Here is an 18,783-nt window from a genome sequence, read left to right on the forward strand (position 1 = left end):
TAGGCTGAGCGCAAGCAAAGCTCGGACGTAACCCCATGAACCTAAGCGATACTTCAGCCGCTGATCTTCTCGAGAAACTCGCGACAGGGCATTTGTCGGCCGCCGAGTTGATGCGCGCGACGCTCGACCGGATTGCCCAGGTGAACGGGCAGGTCAATGCAATTGTCGCGCTGCAGGATGAGGATGTGCTTATGGCACAAGCCCGGGCCGCCGACGACAAGTCGGGCCGCGGGCCGCTTCATGGGCTTCCGATTGCCGTCAAAGACCTGGTCAATGTGGCTGGCATCGCGTCGACCCAGGGGTCGCCGGTTTTTCGCAATCACGTCCCAGCCGTCGACGACCTGATCGCAGCACGTTTGCGGGCTGCCGGGGCTATCCTGATCGGAAAGACGAACACACCGGAGTTCGGGTTGGGCTCGCACACCTTCAATCCGGTCTATGGCGCAACCCGGAACCCATACGATCCGGCCCGGTCCTGCGGTGGGTCGTCGGGTGGCGCAGCGGTGGCCTTGGCCACTGGGATGGTCGCGCTGGCGGATGGGTCGGACATGATGGGCAGCCTGCGCAATCCGGCCGCGTGGAACAACGTGTACGGTTTCCGGCCCAGCTGGGGCCGGGTTCCCTCGGAACCACAGGGTGATTTGTTCCTGCACCAGCTCTCGACCTTGGGACCGATGGCCCGCAGCCCGCAGGATATCGGACTATTGCTGGATGTGATCTCTGGCCCCGATCCGAGGCAGCCTTTGAGCGTTCCCTGCGAACCCGTCACCCCATTGTCTGTCGAAAGCCTGGACGGGATGCGGATCGGATGGCTGGGCGATTGGGGCGGCGCATTCCCGACCGAGGAAGGGATTCTGACCCAATGCAGCAACGAGTTGGCGATTTTTGAGGGACTTGGCGCAACCGTCGAGGACGTACCGCCGCCCTTCGATGCCGAACGCCTGTGGAACAGCTGGATCACCCTGCGGTCGTGGAGCGTAGCAGCAAGTCTGCTGCCTTTGGCCGACCGAAAAGACGCCCTTAAGGACACCGCGCAATGGGAGCTGGAGCGAGGTCTGGCCCTGACGGCGATGGAGGTCCATGCAGCCAGCGTCACCCGTTCGGATTGGTACCGTCGGGCGGTCGAACTGTTTGCCGAGTATGATGCGCTGGTGTTGCCGGCGGCTCAGGTGTGGCCGTTCCCTGTGGATCAGCCGTATCCGCGCAGCATTGGTGGGGTCGCGATGGACACCTATCATCGTTGGATGCAGGTGGTCACGCCGGTCAGCCTGATTGGTCTGCCCTGCCTTTCGATACCGGCGGGGTTCGGCCCCGGAGGCCTGCCGATGGGAATGCAACTGTTCGGGCCGCGCGGCAGCGACGCGCAACTGCTGGCTTTGGGGGCCGCCTATCACGCCGTGACGCATTGGCCGCAAAAACGCCCGGCCATGGCCTGAGGGCAAGGGGAGGAGAAACGTAACATGGAAAAGCCATTCGGAGTGCCAACGCTGAAACCGGCGGATATCGGCATGTTGCGCACGGCGCTGCATCGCGCCTGGCAGGATTATCGCCGCGCACCGGTCTTTGGCCTGCTGTTCGGCGGCTTCTACGTTCTGGTCGGGTGGTTGATGGCCTGGGTAACCGTGCAAACGGGCACCTCGTTCTGGCTGGTTCTGGCTGCCATCGGCTTTCCGCTGATCGGGCCGTTCGCCGCCGTGGGTTTGTACGAGGTATCGCACCGGCTCGAGAGGAATGAGCCGTTGGACTATGGCGCCATCTTCGGTGTCGTGATCCAGCAGAGCCGCCGTCAGTTGCCGTCGATCTGCGCGATCATCGTCGTGATGTTTCTGTTCTGGTTCTTTCTCGGCCACATGATCTTTGCGCTGTTCATGGGGCTGTCGACAATGACAAACGTGTCGTCATCGCTTGAGGTGTTTCTGACACCCAACGGTCTGGCTATGCTGGCTGTCGGCACTGCTGTAGGCGCGATCTTTGCCATCCTGCTTTACATGATCACCGTGTTGTCGATCCCGATGCTGCTGGACCGGGAACTCGACTTCGTCACTGCCATGATCTCAAGCTATGCCTATGTCAGCGTGAACAAGCGGGTCATGCTGGGCTGGGGTGCCTTCATTGCGGTCACGACCTTTGTCGCCATGGTGCCCTGGTTTTTGGGATTGCTGATCGTGTTGCCTCTGTTCGGTCATGCCAGCTGGCACCTGTATCGGCAGATCACCGAAGACGACGCAGCGGCGGAGCCGGTTATCGAAGCGGCCCAAGCCTAGGTTCTCGGGGTCAGGAATCGGGCACTTCGCGGCCCATGTCGACCAGCATCTGACGCAGACGTCCCGCGCCGGGCAGGTTGGCTTCAAGCGCATGGACATAGGCGTGGGTCAGAAAAAAGCTCCGGGCGTCGTCGTCCTGCTGGCTGGCGGCGGCCAATTCGTACAATTCAGCCAAAGCCGTGATGTCACCCGCCGCATGCGCCTGCAGAAGGCGGGTGTGCAGGTCGGTCATTCAGCGGCCAGTTCGTTGCGATGTGCCATCAGACGCTGCGCCACCCAGTCGTGGAACAGATGGGTCGGCCCGTCCATCGCCGGCGAGAAATGTCCGCCGTCAAACCCCGGCGCCGCGCGGCCACGCTGCATCCCTTCTACGACGAACACATCCTCTTCAAAGACCACTTTCCACTGCTCGGCATTGCGGGCGCGCAGATCCGCATCGGTATCTGGCGCCGAATAGAACAGGTGGATGTGCTCCGAGGTCCGGTTCTGGGCCTCGGGCCGCAGAATGATGGCGAAGGCGTGGTCCCGGTGCACGCCCAGCAGCACGTTGGGGAAGGCGGCAATGTATTCGGCTGCGGTGTCCCATTTCTCGCTGAGACCTTCGAAATCGGGAAAAACCCGACCGTCCTCAGTTTTCAGTTGCCGATAGACCAAGGTTCCCTGACCGGAATAAAGGCCGGGCTCCTGGATGTGATAGTGGTCCTCAAGCCGCGAGTAACTGTTCAACCCGGGATGCACCCACGGCAGGTGATAGCTTTCACAGTAGTTCTCGACCGCCAGTTTCCAGTTGCAATTGACGTCCAACCGAAAGGAACTTTCCGGGCCGCCGTGGTACAGCGGCTTGTCGAACTCGGCCCAACGCTCGATCAGCCTGGCGTTGGCATCCTCGAACGTCGGCGCGTCGCCCGAGACGTTGATCCAAACCACGTCGCGCCATATATGGCTACGCACCTCGATCAGGCCGAGTTCCGATTTGCTGACCGCGTCATGTGCGTTCTGGCCCGGGCCGCCCACATGCGGCGTGGCGACCAGCCGGCCTTCGGTGGAATAGCACCAGCTGTGATAGGGGCAGCGAATGGCGCCTTCGATCTTGCGGGGCTCTTCGACCAGGATCATGCCGCGGTGACGGCAGATATTCTGAAACACACGGACCGTACCGGAACGGTCACGCAGCAACAGGAGCGGAATACCCATGAACTCCAGCGGAACCGCGTCACCGGGCTCGGGGACATCGGCGGTGACCGCGAGACCGGCCCAGCCATCCAGCAGCAGGGCGCGAGTTTCTTCGGCGTGCAGGGCAGGGTCCGTATAATGTGCGTTGGGCAGGCCCAGAGCGGTTTCAATGCTCTGACGAACAGCCGACAGTTCGGTTGGGGTGCTGGCCATCTGGTTCTCCTCGCTTCTCCACCAGCCTAGGCATCCGGGGCCAGCCCTTGCTTACACTTCTGCGACTCCGGCTTTTCTCACAACGACATGCACGGGAGTTTGGGCGGTTTCCTATGTCCGGCGCGCCAGTCTTGCTGCCTCCAGCGTTGCCCGGAAATCGTGGCCCAGATGGCGGATTTCCAATCTGTAGATGTGCGGAGTAGCCGCAGAGTGCTCCATGCACGAACCGATCCAGACGCCGTTGCCATCGGTCATGTCCTTGCGGATCACCATCGTCTTGCTGTCACGACCAGCCTCGCGCGACAAGACTGCGTAGATATTGGGTCCGGCGCAGGCGGCGAAGCCACGAAGTTCACGGCCCGTGGCGGAACGCGTACCGGCCATGGCCGGCGGCAGGAAGCCGCGCAGGACAGCACACTGATGCAGGTGCCGGGTTTGAACCAGCCAATGATGGGCGCGTGGATCGGCTTCGCCGCCATGTTGCGTCACAAGATAGACGCCGCTTGGAAACGTGTCCTCGGTCAAGGCTGCCAGTCCGGGCCGAAGGAACTGGACCACGCTTTCGGGCAGGTCACAGCGCCGGGGCGCGGGGATTTCCTCAAGCGGTTTCAGCAGAATGCGGGCGTCCACGTCAAAGAACCGGCAGATGCGGTCCAGAACGTCCGGGCGTGGAAAACTCTCGCCAGAAAGATACCGGTTGAACTGCGTGCGGTTGACGCCCAGCTGTCTGCACAGTTCGGCGACCGAAGGATAGCGGTCGGCAAGTTGCCTGAGATTCGCCCCCAGCATGCTGCGCAGCTCGGCGGGCGTGCGAGTGTCTACGGCCATGTCTCACTCTGGTTTGCAACGGTTCGGGAAACACGACCGGATCGGCCAGAAAGGTCGGTCGCCAGTCAAGAAATCGCAAAATTGACCCCATGGAACACGCAGTTTGCGTATTCTGGTCCAAGCGTAACGCGCTCAGGCGCGAACGCAATAGGCATTAAGCCTATTTGTATGGTCTTTTTCCTATCAGTGCTCAGTTACGCACCCGCGGAATTCGATCCGAAAACGCAAAACGCCCCGTCGATCTGCGCGACGGGGCGTTTTGATGGGTTCGCGAAAAATCAGTTGCCGCGCAGCAGGGCCGCGACGCCTGTCCGTGCAACCTCGACAGAGCCCAGCGGGCGCATCAGATCGGCAAATGCATCGATCTTGTCCGGCGCGCCGGTGATTTCGAAGATGAACGAATTCAACGTGCTGTCCACGACATTGGCCCGGAAAATGTCGGCAAGGCGCAACGCCTCGACCCGCTTGTCGCCTTCGCCGACGACCTTGATGATCGCCAGTTCCCGTTCGACCGAAGGGCCTTCGACTGTCAGGTCATGCACGTCATGCACCGGGACGATACGGCCCAGCTGAGCCTTGATCTGTTCGATCACCTGCGGTGTACCGGTGGTGACGATCGTGATGCGGCTGAGGTGCCCGGTGTGGTCGACCTCGGCCACGGTCAGGCTTTCGATGTTGTAGCCGCGCCCCGAGAACAGCCCGATGACCCGGGCTAGAACCCCCGGTTCGTTTTCGACCAGAACAGCGATCGTGTGGCGTTCCTGCACGTCCGAGAAGGTCGGGCGCAGGTTGTAGGCCGAGTGGCGGGTGGAACCTTTTCGGATCTTGAGTGCAGTCATTGGAAGACCTCATCGTTGGCAGAGGAATTGTCTGGCGCCCGCAGCCGTTGAACAACGGCACCGATGCAAACCAGACAGGAAAGATACAAAAGCGGTGCAAAAAGCAGGCGGATCGAGATGTCGACCTCGCCGCGGAACAGAAAGGCGAAGAAAGCGGGGGCGGCACCCAGCCACATCGCTCCGGCCAGCGCCAGGCCCCATGGGCTGTTCGTCAATACACCTGCGCGCAAGAGGAATAGTCCCGCAGCGGAGATCAGAGCAGACTCGTAGAACCACAGGTATGGGGTGGATAGCATAACCGCCAGCGCCAGCACCGCGGCACGCAGGTCAAAACCGATCCGGGGGCTGCGCCATGTGATCGTGACCATGATGGCCGCGCAGGCTGTGATCGTCCACTGAACGGCCAAGGCGACAGGCTCGGGCAGCCCAAAGCTGGCGAGCGTCGAATAGGGGCTAAGCATCAGATTGTTTTCGACGATGGTTTCACGCACCACCGAAAAGTGGACCGCCATCATGTTGCGCATTTCCAGCCAGTATTCCGGACCGTAGAGCGCAGTCGCCAACCCCGAGATGACCAGGGTCGTGACGCCGGCCGAAATGATGGTCGGCCACGCCCGGCACGCCAGCAAAGCAAAGGGAATCAGGATGCCCAGCTGAGGTTTGAGCGTCAGAAGGCCGACAAAAAAGCCGGCAAGAACCAAACGTTGGTTCTTGAGCGCTGCAAGTGCCGCCAGCAAACCGGCCATCCACAGGGCTGCGGTCTGCCCCATGAACAGGGTCGGCAATATCGCGGGAGGCAGCGCAAATGCGAACCAGACCGGTGTGATGCCTTCCGCGAACGGCCGGGCGGCGAATATCATCGCGACGATCGACGCGATCGAGAAGACCAGCCAGGCAATGGGGAAGGGAAGGGCGCCCAAGGGTTGCAGCGTTGCAAGAAACGCCGGCGGGTAAGACCAGGGCATCCAGTCATCTTCCTTGATGACGTTGTGCATGGCGGTCAGGCTGTCGACACTGAAAGCCGACAGAGGCTCACCCAGATGGGCCAGACGTCCGGCGGCCCAGAAGACCCGAAAGTCGATCGGAAAGCCGGCGCTGCCATTGGCCGCGATCTCGCTCCAGCTGAGGCCGAGCCAGATGACAAAGACCCCAAGCACCAGCGCAGGGACAAGAATGCCCAACTGCCAGCCGCGACGCCCCGCAAAAATCTGCAGGTTCTCGCGTGGAGATGTCTGAGTGGGGATGCCGGGCATGTTCCGTCCTGTCCTGTGAGCGTCCATCAGGGCCAACAGCGTGGCCCTGTGTCCGCAAGCAATATCAAACCAGCACCGCGCCGCCAGCCTGAATGACACCCTTCGTTTCGGCCTCGCCCAGCAGCATCTCGTTATGGGCCTTGCCCGACGGGATCATGGGGAAGCAGTTCTCGTGCTTTTCCACCAGACAGTCAAAGATCACCGGACCGTCGTAATTGATCATCTCCATGATCGCGTCATCCAGATCGGCGGGGTCTTTGCAGATGATCCCCTTGGCCCCGAAGGCCTCGGCCAGCTTGACGAAATCGGGCAGGGCCTCGGACCACGAATGCGAGTAGCGTTCGCCGTGCAGCAGTTCCTGCCACTGGCGCACCATGCCCAGGCGTTCGTTGTTCAGGATGAACTGTTTCACCGGCAGGCGGTATTGGACGGCGGTGCCCATCTCCTGCATGTTCATCAGCCAACTGGCCTCGCCCGCGACGTTGATCACCAGCGCGTCCGGGTGTGCCATCTGCACCCCGATCGAAGCCGGGAAGCCATAGCCCATGGTGCCCAGCCCGCCCGAGGTCATCCAGCGGTTGGGGTCTTCGAACCCAAGGAATTGCGCGGCCCACATCTGGTGCTGGCCCACCTCGGTACAGACATAGCGATCGTGGTCCTTGGTCAGCGCCTCGAGCCGTTCCAGCGCGTATTGGGGTTTTATCGCCTTTTCGCTGTTGGTGTAGGCAAGGCAGTTGACCTTGCGCCAGTCCGAGATCTGGGCCTGCCACTTGGCGATCGCTTCGGTGTTGGTTTTGCGACCACGCGCCTTCCAGACCTTCAGCACGTCTTCCAGAACATGCGCCACGTCCCCCACGATGGGGATGTCCACCCGGATCACCTTGTTGATCGAGGACGGGTCGATGTCGATATGCGCCTTCTTCGACTTGGGCGAGAACGCGTCGATACGCCCGGTGATCCGGTCGTCGAAACGGGCGCCGACATTGATCATCAGGTCACAGTCATGCATGGCCATGTTCGCCTCGTAGAGGCCGTGCATGCCCAGCATCCCGACCCAGTTCTTGCCCGATGCCGGATAGGCGCCCAGGCCCATCAGGGTCGAGGTGATGGGGAACCCGGTCGCGTCGACCAGCTCGCGCAGAAGTTGGCTGGCAGCGGGGCCTGAGTTGATCACGCCGCCGCCGGTATAGAACACGGGCCGCTTGGCGGTTTCGATGGCGGCGACCAGTTCGGTGATCTCTTCGATGTCGCCCTTGAGCGCCGGTTGATAATGCGAGGTCGATGGTTTCGGCGCGGTGTATTTGCCGGTGGCAAACTGAACGTCTTTGGGGATGTCGATCAACACAGGACCGGGACGGCCCGCGGTGGCGACATGAAACGCCTCGTGCATGGTTTCCGCCAACGAGTTGGTGTCTTTGACCAGCCAATTGTGCTTGGTGCAGGGCCGGGTGATGCCCACCGTGTCCGCCTCTTGGAACGCATCCGAGCCGATCATGAACGTCGGGACCTGACCGGTCAGAACCACGATCGGGATCGAATCCAGAAGCGCGTCGGTCAGGCCGGTCACCGCGTTGGTCGCGCCGGGCCCCGAGGTCACCAGTGCAACACCGGGTTTGCCGGTCGACCGGGCATAGCCCTCGGCGGCATGTATCGCGCCCTGTTCATGCCGCACCAGGATGTGGCGGATGTCATTTTGCAGAAAGATCTCGTCATAGATCGGTAGCACGGCGCCGCCGGGGTATCCGAATACCGTGTCCACGCCCTGATCCTTGAGGGCCTGGACCACCATCTTTGCGCCGGTCATCTCACGTGTCATCTGCTTTGCTCCGTTCGCGACATGTGTCTTGCGTTTGACAAAAAAAAGCCCCCGAAGTTTCGGAGGCGCATGGGTTCGATTATGGCTTACCGTTACCGGCCCATGCGCGTGGTTCCTACGATTACGACTAGCGTTCTCATCGCCAGAGGCTCCTTTTTGCGTGGGGCAGACATTATGGGCGGCGCGAAGGGGCGTCAACAGGCAATCTGGCCAATTTCCTGACTCTGGTGTCGAATTTTGCGACATTTTGTTGCGCAGATTGCCGCATGTGGAGAAATTTCCGGAAATACTGGCCGAGTTTTGCCGAGTTCCGAGCGGTGGTCGAGGTCAGAATGCGTCAGAGCGATGTCTGAAACGGGCATGATGCGGGGTCCGGGCTGGGTCAGGCTGGGGCTGCGAACAAGTCAGGGAGGACGGCATGCTGATGGATCTGGTGGACCTCGGGCGCTATCCGATAGATCGTCCGAATTCGGCGGCCTATGATCGGTTGATCGATGACATTCGTCGTGACCTCGAAAAAGATGGTTGCGCAGTTTTACCCGGATTTGTCCACGAAGACGGGTTGGGTCAGTTGCTGACCGAAGCCGAAGCCGTCGCGCCGAGTGCGCATCGCAGTTTCAACCGGACCAACGCCTATTTCACCAAGGACGATCCCCGCTTTGGTATCGCCCACCCGATCCGTCGGTTCTATGATCGGTCGAACGCCTTTGTTCCGGCCGACAATTTTCCGTCTACCAGTCCCCTGCGCAGAATCTACGAGTTCGAAGGATTTCTGCCCTTCATCCGCGAAGCGTTGAATGAACCCGCGGATCGGTTCTTTCGCTACGATGATCCATTGGCGGATGTGATCATCAACGTGGTCGAAGAGGGGCAGGGCTTTCCGTGGCATTTCGACACGAACAACTACACGGTTACTCTGGCGATCCAGAATGGCGAGCAAGGCGGCGCCTTTGAATACGCGCCGAACCTGCGCACCGCTGAGGAGGAGAACTTTGACAAGGTGGCCTCGGTGTTAGACGGCAATATGGGAATGGTACGCCAGTTGGAGCTCAATCCCGGTGATCTGCAAATCTTTCGGGGGCGCTATTCCTTGCATCGCGTGGCGCCAGTGTCGGGTGCACGGCCGCGCTACGTGGGGATATTCTCCTTTGTCGAGGCCGAAGGCATGTGTGGCGGGGTCGAGCGTACACGGCAGCTCTACGGCCGTGTGCTGCCGTGTCATCGCGACAGGGAGGGGGTGCGAAACGATGAGCTTCTGGACTGACCCGTGCTAGGGTGGAGCAGTCAGATCCTGCCAGGGAGTGCAAGGTGCCACGTGTTGTTCAGCTGACCCCCTTTGTCCTGTGTTCCTCGCTGAGCCGGCAAATTGCATTCTACTGCGATCGTCTGGGTTTCGCGTGTGGGTTCACGCAAGACAACTATGCTTTTCTCAGGCTTGGCCCGGTTGCAATTCGCCTGCTGGAATGCCCGCCGCGCGCGGATGGCCTGCCGCTGGGCCACGAGCAATCCTTTTATATCGATGTCGAGGATATAGACGATTTGTACGAAAGCCTGCGTCCCAAACTCGAAGACCTGCCCGAAGGGCGGGTTCGTGCGCCATTTGATCAGCCATATCAACAGCGAGAGTTTCACGTTCTGGATGAGGACGGCACGCTGATCTTTTTCGGCGAAGGAATCCGTTGAAGCGCGGAAGCTGCGCTGATGGCGCGGCCGTCAGAAGGCCACGCCGGTTCCTTGCAGAACGCCATGTTCCAGCGCGTATCGGGTCAGGCCGGCAGTCGATGAGATGCCCAGCTTGCGCTTGATGTTTTTGCGATGGGTTTCGACCGTGCGAACCGAAATATCCAGCGCCAGCGCGACTTCCTTGTTCGACTTGCCTTGCGCCAATTCCAGAAGGATCGTCTGCTCGCGTCCGGTGAGTGCTTCGCGCGCCGCATCCTCTTTCGGTTCCAGCGATCCGATCGCCCCGGTGCACAGATAGCGCTCTCCACGCATGACCGCGTCTATGGCCTGCTTGATTTCGTCCGTCGGCACATCCTTGAGAACATAGCCCTTGGCCCCGTGGCTCAATGCGGTCGAGATGTATTCCGGGCTGTCATGCATCGACAGAATGAGGATGCGGGTGTCGGGCAGCCGTTCGAGGATCAGCTCCGTGGCGCTGAGCCCCCCGAGCCCCGGCATGTTCAGATCCATCAGGATGACATCGGGCTGCAGGCGCGCGGCCTGATCCACCGCGTCACGGCCATTGCCCAACGTGCCGACGACCTTGATGTCGTCAAAACTCTCGAGGATCGACTGGATGCCCTCGGCGACCATGGGGTGATCGTCGACGATAAGGACTCGGATCGTTTCGGTCATCAGGAACCGGCCTTTCCTTTGGGTGTCGCGTCTTCCTGCGGCGGCAACAGGTGGCTCAGCGGCAGGCTGACTTCGATCACTGTACCACTTTGTGCGCCGCGTGATGACAGGATACGCAGGGATCCGTCAAGCTGTTCTATGCGCTCTTGCATGTTGCGCAGCCCGATCCCGGTGCTGACCCGGCCCGGTCGTGACCGAAGGCCACGGCCGTTGTCGGTGATGCGCATGGTCGCGCCCTTCTTGTGGCCGCGCAGGTCGATCGTGACGCGGGTTGCGCCAGAATGGCGTTCGATATTCGTCAGCGCCTCTTGCGCGATACGGTAGAGGGCGATCTTGCTGTCCTGGTCCAGACGATTGCGGAACACGACGGTCGAGAACTCGGTCTCGATCCCGGTCCGTTCGCGGAAATCATCGGTCAGCGCCTTCAGGGCCGGGCCAAGGCCCAAGTCATCCAATACGCCGGGCCGCAGGTCGCGACTGATGCGACGCACTTCGGTAATCGCGGTGCCCAGGTTGTCGATGCCCTTGTCCAGCGGCGCACGTGCGCCGTCATGATCGCCCTTGGACAGGCGCCGCCGGGCATTGTCCAGCGCATAGCGCACCCCGACCAGGATCTGGCTGATCCCGTCATGCAGTTCACGCGCCACGCGGCCGCGCTCTTCCTCCTGCGCGTCGATGACCCGCTTGGTCAGTTCCTTCAGCTTGGCATCCGCAAGCCGGCGTTCGCGGATGTTCAACAGCATCCCCGAGGCGAAGACGATCAGAACCGCCGCCAGAACGATTCCGCCGATATACAGGAACGTGCGTTGTACGCGCGCTTCGACCTCGGCGCGGGCATTTGCAACGGTTGCGACGATGTCGTCGATGAATACACCGGTGCCCACGGCCCAGCGCCAATCCTGCAGGCCGACGACATAGGCGATCATCATCGCCTCTTCCCCGGTCGAGGGCTTCTGCCACATGAAATTGTGCCATCCGGCACCTTGCCGGGCTAGGCGGATGAACTCGTCGACGACCGGAACACCCTCGCTGTCCGTCAGGCCTTCCCAGTTCTGATTGATGAACTCGGTCTGGCGCGGGCTGACAAGGTTGTTGCCGTCATAATCGTATACGAAAAAGAACCCGTCCTTTCCGTAGATCATCGCCGACAGGATCTGGGTCACCAGATTCTGGGCGACCTTGTCATCCGGAGACGCGCGTCCGTAGATATAAGCGAACCCGTTTCGGGCCTGTGTCACGTAATTGCGCAGCTCTTCCTTCTTGGCCTCGATCAGCCGACGCTCCAACGCCTTGATCTCGCGTTCAGCCGTCGCGCGGGATTCGTAGGCCACCATGACCGCGATCGCGGCCACGGCCACGACCAGCGGAATGGCCGCCACCAGCGACAGCTTCTGAGCGTAGGTCAGTGAAAGCAGAGCGCGGAGTTTCCCCATGGTCGAATCGATACGCAAGCGGGGGTGAAATTGCAAAGAGATTGGGCATTCCGGCGCTCGAAACGCCCAGGACTCGCGGTTTGCGGGAAAAAATGAGCCCCTCAATTGCGCGTTCCGCAGAAAAAACCATCTGATCTACGTAGTAATAGGTATTCCTTTTCAAACGGCCTTCATTAGGGTGACGCTACCGTAAACGACTGGCTCGGGCGCTGCCCGAGTCGTGACTATGAAGGGGAGGATTACTCTTATGGATCGTCGTAAGTTTCTAAAGACGTCGGCACTGGGCGGCTCGGCCGCAGCGGCAACCGCACTGGCGGCACCTGCCTATGCGCAGGGCAAGCGCACGCTGACCATGGTTACCTCGTGGGGCCGCGGTCTGGCTGGTGTGTTCGACAGCGCGCAGCGTTGCGCCGACAGCATCACCGCAATGTCCGACGGCAACCTAACCGTTGACATCAAGGCCGCGGGCGAACTGGTGGGCGCGTTCGAAGTGTTCGACGCGGTCTCGTCGGGTCAGGCTGACATGTATCACGCCGCTGACTATTACTTTGTCGGTCAGCACCCGGGCTATGCGTTCTTCACCGCCGTTCCGTTCGGAATGACCGCGCAGGAACTGGTGAACTGGTACTATTTCGATGGCGGCATGGAGCTGCATGACGAACTGGGCCAGATCTTCGGCCTGAAATCGTTCCTGGCAGGCAACACCGGTGCGCAGGCCGGCGGCTGGTACTCGAAAGAGATCAACAGCCCCGAAGACTTCAACGGCCTGAAGTTCCGTATGCCGGGTCTGGGCGGCAAGGCTCTGGGCAAACTGGGCGCATCGGTTCAGAACATTCCGGGTTCGGAAGTGTACCAGGCACTGTCCTCGGGTGCCATCGACGGCACCGAGTGGATCGGTCCCTGGGCCGACGAAAAGGCCGGTTTCCAGGAGATCACCAAGATCTACTACACCGCCGGTTTCCACGAGCCGGGCGCAGGCCTGTCGCTGGCCACCAACCGCGACGTGTTCGAAAGCCTCTCGCCGGCGCACCAGAAGATCATCGAGATCGCTGCCGGCGAAGCGCACCAGTGGAACCTGGCACAGTTCCTGGCCAACAACGGCGCGGCGCTGCAGCGTCTGCAGGCCGGTGGCGTAAAGGTCATGGAATTCCCCGACAGTGTTTGGGATGCCTTCGGACAAGCCAGCCAGGAAGTTCTGGCCGAGAACATGAGCGACGAGCTGTTCAAGAAGATCCACGACAGCGCGATGGCATCGATGAAAGCCTCGTCGTCGTGGCTGAACATGTCGTCGGGCGTCTACACCGCTCAGCGCGACCGCGTTCTGGGCTAACTGGCCGTCTGGCAATCAAACGGTTTCCCCGCCACGTGCGGGGAAACCTTTCCTGTTGCAGATGCGCGGATCGCACGGTTTTCCGCTATAATCAGCGTCGCAACCAACGGGACCTGGGGACATTATGCAGGACGAAAACGGTATCTCGTTCTTCGGCGCCCTGTGGAACGGACTGGTCTGGTTCGTTCAGAGCATCGCCGAAGCCTTCTATAATTTCGGATACGCCATCACGCATCCGCAGCTGTGGCTGAACTGGTCGGACAAAGAAGCAATCATGCGCTTTGTCTACTACGGCGGGTCGGTCGAGTTCTTTTTCGTGGTCTTCACGATCTTCCTCGTGTTGACCGCGATCGGGCTTTACTTCCGCGGCTTCATGTGGGGCATGGTGCGCGTTTTGGAAGGGTTCGCCAACACGACCGGGCGTTTCTTTGCCTGGGCGGGCCTGCTGATGGTGATCCAGCAAATCGTCATCGTATTCATGCAGCGCGTGTTCGCGCGGCCTGACATGGCGTTTGGTCTGGGTATCCCGTTCCAGATGGATATCAGCTGGTACGCCGAAGAGCTGAAGCTGTACAACGCGCTCGTCGTCTGCCTGTGCTGCACCTACACCTTCGTGCAGGGCGGCCACGTCCGCGTGGACCTCGTTTATGCCGGTATCTCGCACCGGGCCAAGCGCGTGGTCGACATGCTGGGTTCGATCCTGTTCATGATGCCCATCGCCGTGCTGACCTGGATGTATGGCTGGTACTTCATGTGGCGTCACCTGATCGTGCCGAAGCCCTCGGCCAGCGACACGCTGGACCGGCTGGTGATGAAATCCCGCGCGCTGCGCTGGAACGTAGAAACCATCGGCTTCAGCCCCAACGGCTTCAATGCCTACTTCCTGTTCAAGATCCTGCTTGTGGCCTTTGCCGCGATGGTGTTCCTGCACGCGATCGCGTTCTTCTACCGGTCCTATCTCGAATATGTCGAAGGCCCGGAAAGCGCTGGAAAATACCTCGACAAGGACAGCCTTGGCGAGGGTGAAGAAGCCTACGAAGGCACACATTAAGGACGGAGACCAAGACAATGCTATTCGGACTTGATGGCGTCGAGATAGGCCTCATTATCGTATTCCTCTGCCTGTTTGGCGGGATTCTCAGCGGCTTTCCGGTGGCGTTTGCCATCGGCGGGGCCGGCATCATCTCTTTCGGGATCATCGCCGCGCTGGACAGCGCCGGGTTGCTGATCCACCAGGCGATCGACACAAGCTCGCAAGCCTATCGGGACATCGTAAATTCGGGTGTGAAACCCGATGTGATATCCGTGTTCCGATACCCGGACCTGCCAAGGATCGCCGAGCCGGTCTTTGTTCAGGGTTGGGAAACCGCGTTGGACCGCAACGTGTCCTTCATCGTGAACCGTATCAACGAACGAGTTCTGGCCGGTCAGTCGATCGAGACTCTGCTGGCGGTGCTGATGTTCGTGCTGATGGGCATCACGCTGGAACGCTCGAAAATCGCCAACGATCTGCTAACCACGATGGCGCGCGTCTTTGGCCCGCTGCCGGGTGGTCTGGCGGTGTCGATCGTGGTTGTGGGGGCATTCCTTGCGGCCTCGACCGGTATTGTGGGCGCGACCGTGGTGACGATGGGCCTGCTGGCCCTGCCGACCATGCTGCGCAACAACTACTCGCCAGAGCTGGCGACGGGCGTGATCGCGGCCTCGGGCACGCTGGGGCAGATCATTCCGCCCTCGATCGTGATTGTTCTGCTGGGCACGCTGGCGGGTGACCTGTATTCGACGGCGCAGGAGACCCGCGCAGTCGAAGCTGGATGTACCGACGCGCTGACTTATCTGGGCGAGCCTGCCGTGGTTTCGGTGGGGACGCTGTTCCAGGCGGCGCTGCTGCCGGGGATCATGCTGGCGCTGCTCTATGCGCTTTATGCCTTTGGCTACGCGCTGCTCAACCCGCACAAGGCACCTGCGGTCGAACTGTCAGGGGGCAGCGGCGAGACCATCACCCGCTCGGAAGGGCTGACCTGGCTGCTGGGTGCCCCGGTCGCACTGATCGTGGGCGCGGTTCTGCTGGGAAGCGCCGGTGTCATCGGCAGCCAGAACATCACGGTTTCCGGCTTCTCGGATATCGGTGAGGCAGCCTCGTTGCGCACCAATGTGTCCGAAGAGTGCAAGGCCTCGATGATCGACCTGCATGGTCAGGCGGCCTGGGACCAGGCCGTGGCCGAGCAGGAAGCCATCGATGCCGCCGGCGGCGCAACCGAAGCGCAACGGCTGAGCGAGGAAGAACTGGCCTCGGCCCGTGAAGCCAAGATTGCGGCTGCCGCCCCGATCGGCACCGGTGTTGCGGTCATGGTCGTGCTGCTGGGGCTGACGCTGGTTCTGGGTCGCGGCATCGCGCCCTCGCGATCGCCGCAGCCGCTGATCGTGGGTGCAATCGGGCTGATCCTGATGCTGCTGGTCGATGTGCTGCTGATTGCGCCGACCACCTCGTCGGGGGCCACCTTCCTGCTGCTGGCGCTGCCTTTCGGGCTTGCCATGTATGGCTGCAAGGAAGCGGCGGCGCGCTGTGCGACCAATGATCTGATCCGCGTGGTATTCCCGCCGCTGGTTCTGATCATCGCGGTACTTGGATCGATCCTGGGTGGTGTGACCAACCCGACTCCGGCAGCAGCGCTGGGGGCAGGCGGGGCCATCATGCTGGCGGCCTATCGCAAACTGCAGGATCAGGGACGGTCGGGCAAAGTGATCATCTGGTCCACCTTCGCTGTCATCATCTGCCTTCTGCTGGGTGTCAACTTTGACCTCCGCGTGAACCAAGGCGATGTAAGCGTCGAGACCTGGATTGCGTTCATCCTGGCCTATGCCACCTACCTCTATGCGCTGTTCGGCCTGCTGTTCGCCTGCTGGGTGCTGTATGCCAGCGGTGTTCTGACACCGGTGGTGCGGGAAACCGCCAAGGTGACCTCGATGGTCTTCACCATCCTGATCGGCTCGCAGCTGCTGAACCTGGTGGTGATCTCGTTCGGCGGGGAACACTACATCCAGCAGTTCCTGAAGAGCTTCGACAACGAGTTCACGGTCTTCCTGATCGTGATGCTGGTGCTGTTCATCCTGGGCTTCGTGCTGGACTTCCTCGAGATCATCTACATCGTGATCCCGATCGTGGGGCCGGTGATCTATGGCGGGTCGTTCGACCCGAAATGGGTGACGATCATGGTGGCGGTGAACCTGCAGACCTCGTTCCTGACGCCGCCATTTGGCTTTGCGCTGTTCTATCTGCGCGGCGTGGCGCCGAAAGAAGTGACGACGGGCCATATCTACCGCGGGATCATCCCCTTCGTGCTGATCCAGGTGGTTGGCATTGGAATCCTGTGGTTCTTCCCGTCGATCGTGACGATCGTGCCGGACCTGATCCCGAACTGATCGGTGATGGCGTTATCAAAGTGAAAAGGGGGCCGCGAGGCCCCCTTTGCTTTGGTCCCGGCTGACGCCGGTTGTCAGGTGAACTGGATCAGGTCCCAACGGTTCCCGAACGGATCCTGCCAGACGGCAACGATGCCATAGGGTTCATGGCGGGGCTCTTCCTCGAACCGGACCCCGTTGGCCAGCATGTCTGCGTGATCGCGGGCGAAATCATCGGTTCTGAGGAAAAACCCGACACGACCTCCGGTCTGATTACCGATTGCGGCCCGTTGGCTGTCTCCGTCAGCCTTGGCCAACAGCAGAGCAGCCCCATCGCTGCCGGGGGGCGTAACCAAAACCCATCGTTTGCCTTCGCCAAGATCGATGTCCTGGGTCAGCCGGAACCGAAGCGTCTTGGTGTAGAACGCGATCGCGTCATCATAGTCCGGCACCACCAGGGTGACGGCGTGCAAACCTTGCTGCATCAGAATTCAACCTTTGGTAGGGTGGCGATCGGGAAGTTGGATATTCGCGACCTGCTCGGCAATCGGAGCAGTCGAAAGTGGGTGATGCGTTGAGTCGGTGAATGCCTCCGGGTCGTCCACACGCTGCCACCCGCCTTTCACATAGACCTCGAGCCCGGCGAATTTCACCTTGTAGCCCATCTTGGGGCTGCCGGGGACCCAATAGCCCAGATATACATATGGCAGCCCGGCCTCGCGCGCGATGTCGATATGATCGAGGATCATATAGGTTCCCAGCGAGCTTTGCGGCTGGTTCGGGTCATAGAACGAATAGACCATGCTCAACCCGTCATCCAGAACATCGGTCAGGCTGACGGCGATCAGGTTTCCGGTTTTGGGGTCGGCGTATTCAACGACGCGGCTGCGGATCGGGGTCTCTTCGATCATCGCGGCGAATTCGAACACGTCCATATCTGCCATGCCGCCATCAGCGTGCCGTGTGTCCAGGTACCGCCGAAACAGCTCGTACTGGTCGTCGGTGGCCCAAGGTGAGGTCGCGCGTCGCTGAAGGTGCGCATTGCGCCGCGCCGCGCGTTTCTGGCTTTTGGTCGGAGAAAAGGCCGAGACGTCGATCCGGGCCGACAGGCAGGCCGCACAATCGGTGCAAGAGGGCCGGTACAGAACGTTTTGAGACCGGCGAAAACCCTGCTGCGACAGAGAGTTGTTCAGCTGATCCGCGCCTTCGCCCTGCAGGGCGGTGAACAGCTTACGCTCGATCCTGCCCTCGAGATAAGGGCAGGGCTGTGGTGCAGTCACATAGAACTGCGGCGCAATCGGCAGCGTGTGTCGCATGAAGGCCCCGTGTTTCCTCGGGGCCGATGATAGCAACCGTTTCTGGGGTCGCCAAGTCCCAGAAACGGGCCGTGTCAGGCGCGCTGGTTCAGCATTACGGTGCCGAGGAAGGCATCGGTCAGGCCCTGGTTGCGGGCACTGGTCAGCATCATGATGACCGAGATGATCTGCAGGATCGGAAACGCCATGCTGACAAAGTAACCGGCTGTATGCGCGACGGCCTTGCCGGTATCCATGCGTTCGCCAAATGCGTCGCGCAGCTCGATCCCCATAAAGCGCATACCCAGCGTGGCAGACCCGTTTGCGATGGTGACGACACGGTAGATGAAACTGACGACCGCATATATCAGCGCGATGACGAACAGGCCCATACCGAAGGTCAGCAGAATGGCAACCGTGCACAGCAGCGAAATGAAGGCGATATCGAACAGCCACGCGAAAAAGCGTTTGATCGCCACGGATTTGTAGAAGTCCGGCTGACGATCCGGGTCGGGCAGATGAGACATGAAGGAATTTCCGGTCGGTTGTTGAGGTTTGCCCTGTCCCACAGAGAGGGGC

General features: G+C 60.9%; 18 protein-coding genes. 7 read left to right on the plus strand and 11 right to left on the minus strand.

The genetic code is table 11. From position 1 onward, the window contains the following. The first annotated feature begins 35 nt into the window (after positions 1 to 35). Both ACR0LD_RS03285 and ACR0LD_RS03290 read left to right on the plus strand, forming a co-directional pair. Positions 36 to 1,436 carry an amidase gene (locus tag ACR0LD_RS03285; protein WP_170358828.1) on the plus strand — a complete coding sequence of 467 codons (1,401 nt, stop codon included), beginning with the start codon at positions 36 to 38 and terminating at the stop codon, positions 1,434 to 1,436. A gap of 24 nt (positions 1,437 to 1,460) precedes the next feature. Beyond that, positions 1,461 to 2,264, plus strand: a complete 804-nt coding sequence (locus ACR0LD_RS03290; RefSeq protein WP_170449684.1) for a DUF2189 domain-containing protein — start codon at positions 1,461 to 1,463, stop codon at positions 2,262 to 2,264. A 10-nt stretch (positions 2,265 to 2,274) separates the two neighbouring features. On the opposite strand, the gene ACR0LD_RS03295 is transcribed toward ACR0LD_RS03290, so the two are convergent. The 6 genes from ACR0LD_RS03295 to ACR0LD_RS03320 all read right to left on the minus strand — a co-directional run bounded on the left by ACR0LD_RS03295 (position 2,275) and on the right by ACR0LD_RS03320 (position 8,386). Continuing rightward, on the minus strand, positions 2,275 to 2,496 hold the full coding sequence (locus tag ACR0LD_RS03295) for a hypothetical protein (RefSeq protein WP_170338672.1): 222 nt from the start codon (positions 2,494 to 2,496) through the stop codon (positions 2,275 to 2,277). Continuing rightward, positions 2,493 to 3,650, minus strand: coding sequence for an aromatic ring-hydroxylating oxygenase subunit alpha (locus tag ACR0LD_RS03300; RefSeq protein ID WP_170363267.1), 1,158 nt, complete (start codon positions 3,648 to 3,650; stop codon positions 2,493 to 2,495). The genes ACR0LD_RS03295 and ACR0LD_RS03300 overlap by 4 nt, the downstream gene beginning before the upstream one ends. Before the next feature lie 111 nt (positions 3,651 to 3,761). After that, positions 3,762 to 4,478, minus strand: a complete 717-nt coding sequence (locus tag ACR0LD_RS03305) for a helix-turn-helix domain-containing protein (RefSeq protein WP_254429924.1) — start codon at positions 4,476 to 4,478, stop codon at positions 3,762 to 3,764. A gap of 278 nt (positions 4,479 to 4,756) precedes the next feature. Then, positions 4,757 to 5,317: an acetolactate synthase small subunit gene (gene ilvN, locus ACR0LD_RS03310; RefSeq protein WP_093962354.1), complete on the minus strand. Its 561-nt coding sequence runs from the start codon at positions 5,315 to 5,317 to the stop codon at positions 4,757 to 4,759. Further along, positions 5,314 to 6,570, minus strand: a complete 1,257-nt coding sequence (locus ACR0LD_RS03315) for a glycosyltransferase family 87 protein (RefSeq protein ID WP_480635611.1) — start codon at positions 6,568 to 6,570, stop codon at positions 5,314 to 5,316. The genes ilvN and ACR0LD_RS03315 overlap by 4 nt, the downstream gene beginning before the upstream one ends. Before the next feature lie 64 nt (positions 6,571 to 6,634). Then, positions 6,635 to 8,386, minus strand: coding sequence for an acetolactate synthase 3 large subunit (locus ACR0LD_RS03320; protein WP_170338679.1), 1,752 nt, complete (start codon positions 8,384 to 8,386; stop codon positions 6,635 to 6,637). Positions 8,387 to 8,804: 418 nt separating this feature from the next. Here ACR0LD_RS03320 and ACR0LD_RS03325 point away from each other — a divergent pair, with 418 nt between their 5' ends. Together ACR0LD_RS03325 and ACR0LD_RS03330 are read left to right on the plus strand one after the other, a co-directional pair. Continuing rightward, positions 8,805 to 9,650, plus strand: coding sequence for a HalD/BesD family halogenase (locus tag ACR0LD_RS03325; RefSeq protein WP_480635612.1), 846 nt, complete (start codon positions 8,805 to 8,807; stop codon positions 9,648 to 9,650). Positions 9,651 to 9,694: 44 nt separating this feature from the next. Next, positions 9,695 to 10,069 (plus strand): bleomycin resistance protein, encoded by a 375-nt coding sequence (locus ACR0LD_RS03330; RefSeq protein WP_170432165.1) that lies wholly within the window; start codon positions 9,695 to 9,697, stop codon positions 10,067 to 10,069. 30 nt (positions 10,070 to 10,099) lie between these two features. Here the strand turns inward: ACR0LD_RS03330 and ACR0LD_RS03335 are convergent, their stop codons facing one another. After that, positions 10,100 to 10,744, minus strand: a complete 645-nt coding sequence (locus ACR0LD_RS03335) for a response regulator transcription factor (RefSeq protein WP_170338171.1) — start codon at positions 10,742 to 10,744, stop codon at positions 10,100 to 10,102. Next, positions 10,744 to 12,177, minus strand: a complete 1,434-nt coding sequence (locus ACR0LD_RS03340) for a cache domain-containing protein (RefSeq protein WP_480635613.1) — start codon at positions 12,175 to 12,177, stop codon at positions 10,744 to 10,746. The genes ACR0LD_RS03335 and ACR0LD_RS03340 overlap by 1 nt, the downstream gene beginning before the upstream one ends. Positions 12,178 to 12,424: 247 nt before the next feature. Here ACR0LD_RS03340 and ACR0LD_RS03345 point away from each other — a divergent pair, with 247 nt between their 5' ends. The 3 genes from ACR0LD_RS03345 to ACR0LD_RS03355 all read left to right on the plus strand — a co-directional run bounded on the left by ACR0LD_RS03345 (position 12,425) and on the right by ACR0LD_RS03355 (position 16,930). Continuing rightward, positions 12,425 to 13,507, plus strand: coding sequence for a TRAP transporter substrate-binding protein (locus ACR0LD_RS03345; RefSeq protein WP_170338175.1), 1,083 nt, complete (start codon positions 12,425 to 12,427; stop codon positions 13,505 to 13,507). 124 nt (positions 13,508 to 13,631) lie between these two features. Further along, a complete protein-coding gene (locus tag ACR0LD_RS03350) occupies positions 13,632 to 14,558 on the plus strand; it encodes a TRAP transporter small permease subunit (protein WP_170338177.1) in 927 nt (308 codons plus the stop codon). Positions 14,559 to 14,575: 17 nt separating this feature from the next. Then, positions 14,576 to 16,930: a TRAP transporter large permease gene (locus tag ACR0LD_RS03355; RefSeq protein WP_480635614.1), complete on the plus strand. Its 2,355-nt coding sequence runs from the start codon at positions 14,576 to 14,578 to the stop codon at positions 16,928 to 16,930. 74 nt (positions 16,931 to 17,004) lie between these two features. On the opposite strand, the gene ACR0LD_RS03360 is transcribed toward ACR0LD_RS03355, so the two are convergent. From ACR0LD_RS03360 to ACR0LD_RS03370, 3 genes are all read right to left on the minus strand, one after another. Further along, positions 17,005 to 17,394, minus strand: coding sequence for a VOC family protein (locus ACR0LD_RS03360; protein WP_170338689.1), 390 nt, complete (start codon positions 17,392 to 17,394; stop codon positions 17,005 to 17,007). A 6-nt stretch (positions 17,395 to 17,400) separates the two neighbouring features. After that, the gene (locus tag ACR0LD_RS03365; protein WP_093962342.1) at positions 17,401 to 18,225 is read right to left on the minus strand and encodes an arginyltransferase; all 825 of its coding nucleotides are present in this window, start codon (positions 18,223 to 18,225) and stop codon (positions 17,401 to 17,403) included. A gap of 74 nt (positions 18,226 to 18,299) precedes the next feature. Then, on the minus strand, positions 18,300 to 18,731 hold the full coding sequence (locus ACR0LD_RS03370; protein WP_093962341.1) for an RDD family protein: 432 nt from the start codon (positions 18,729 to 18,731) through the stop codon (positions 18,300 to 18,302). Between the last annotated feature and the right edge of the window lie 52 nt (positions 18,732 to 18,783).

This window comes from Ruegeria sp. BF8 (assembly GCF_056538625.1).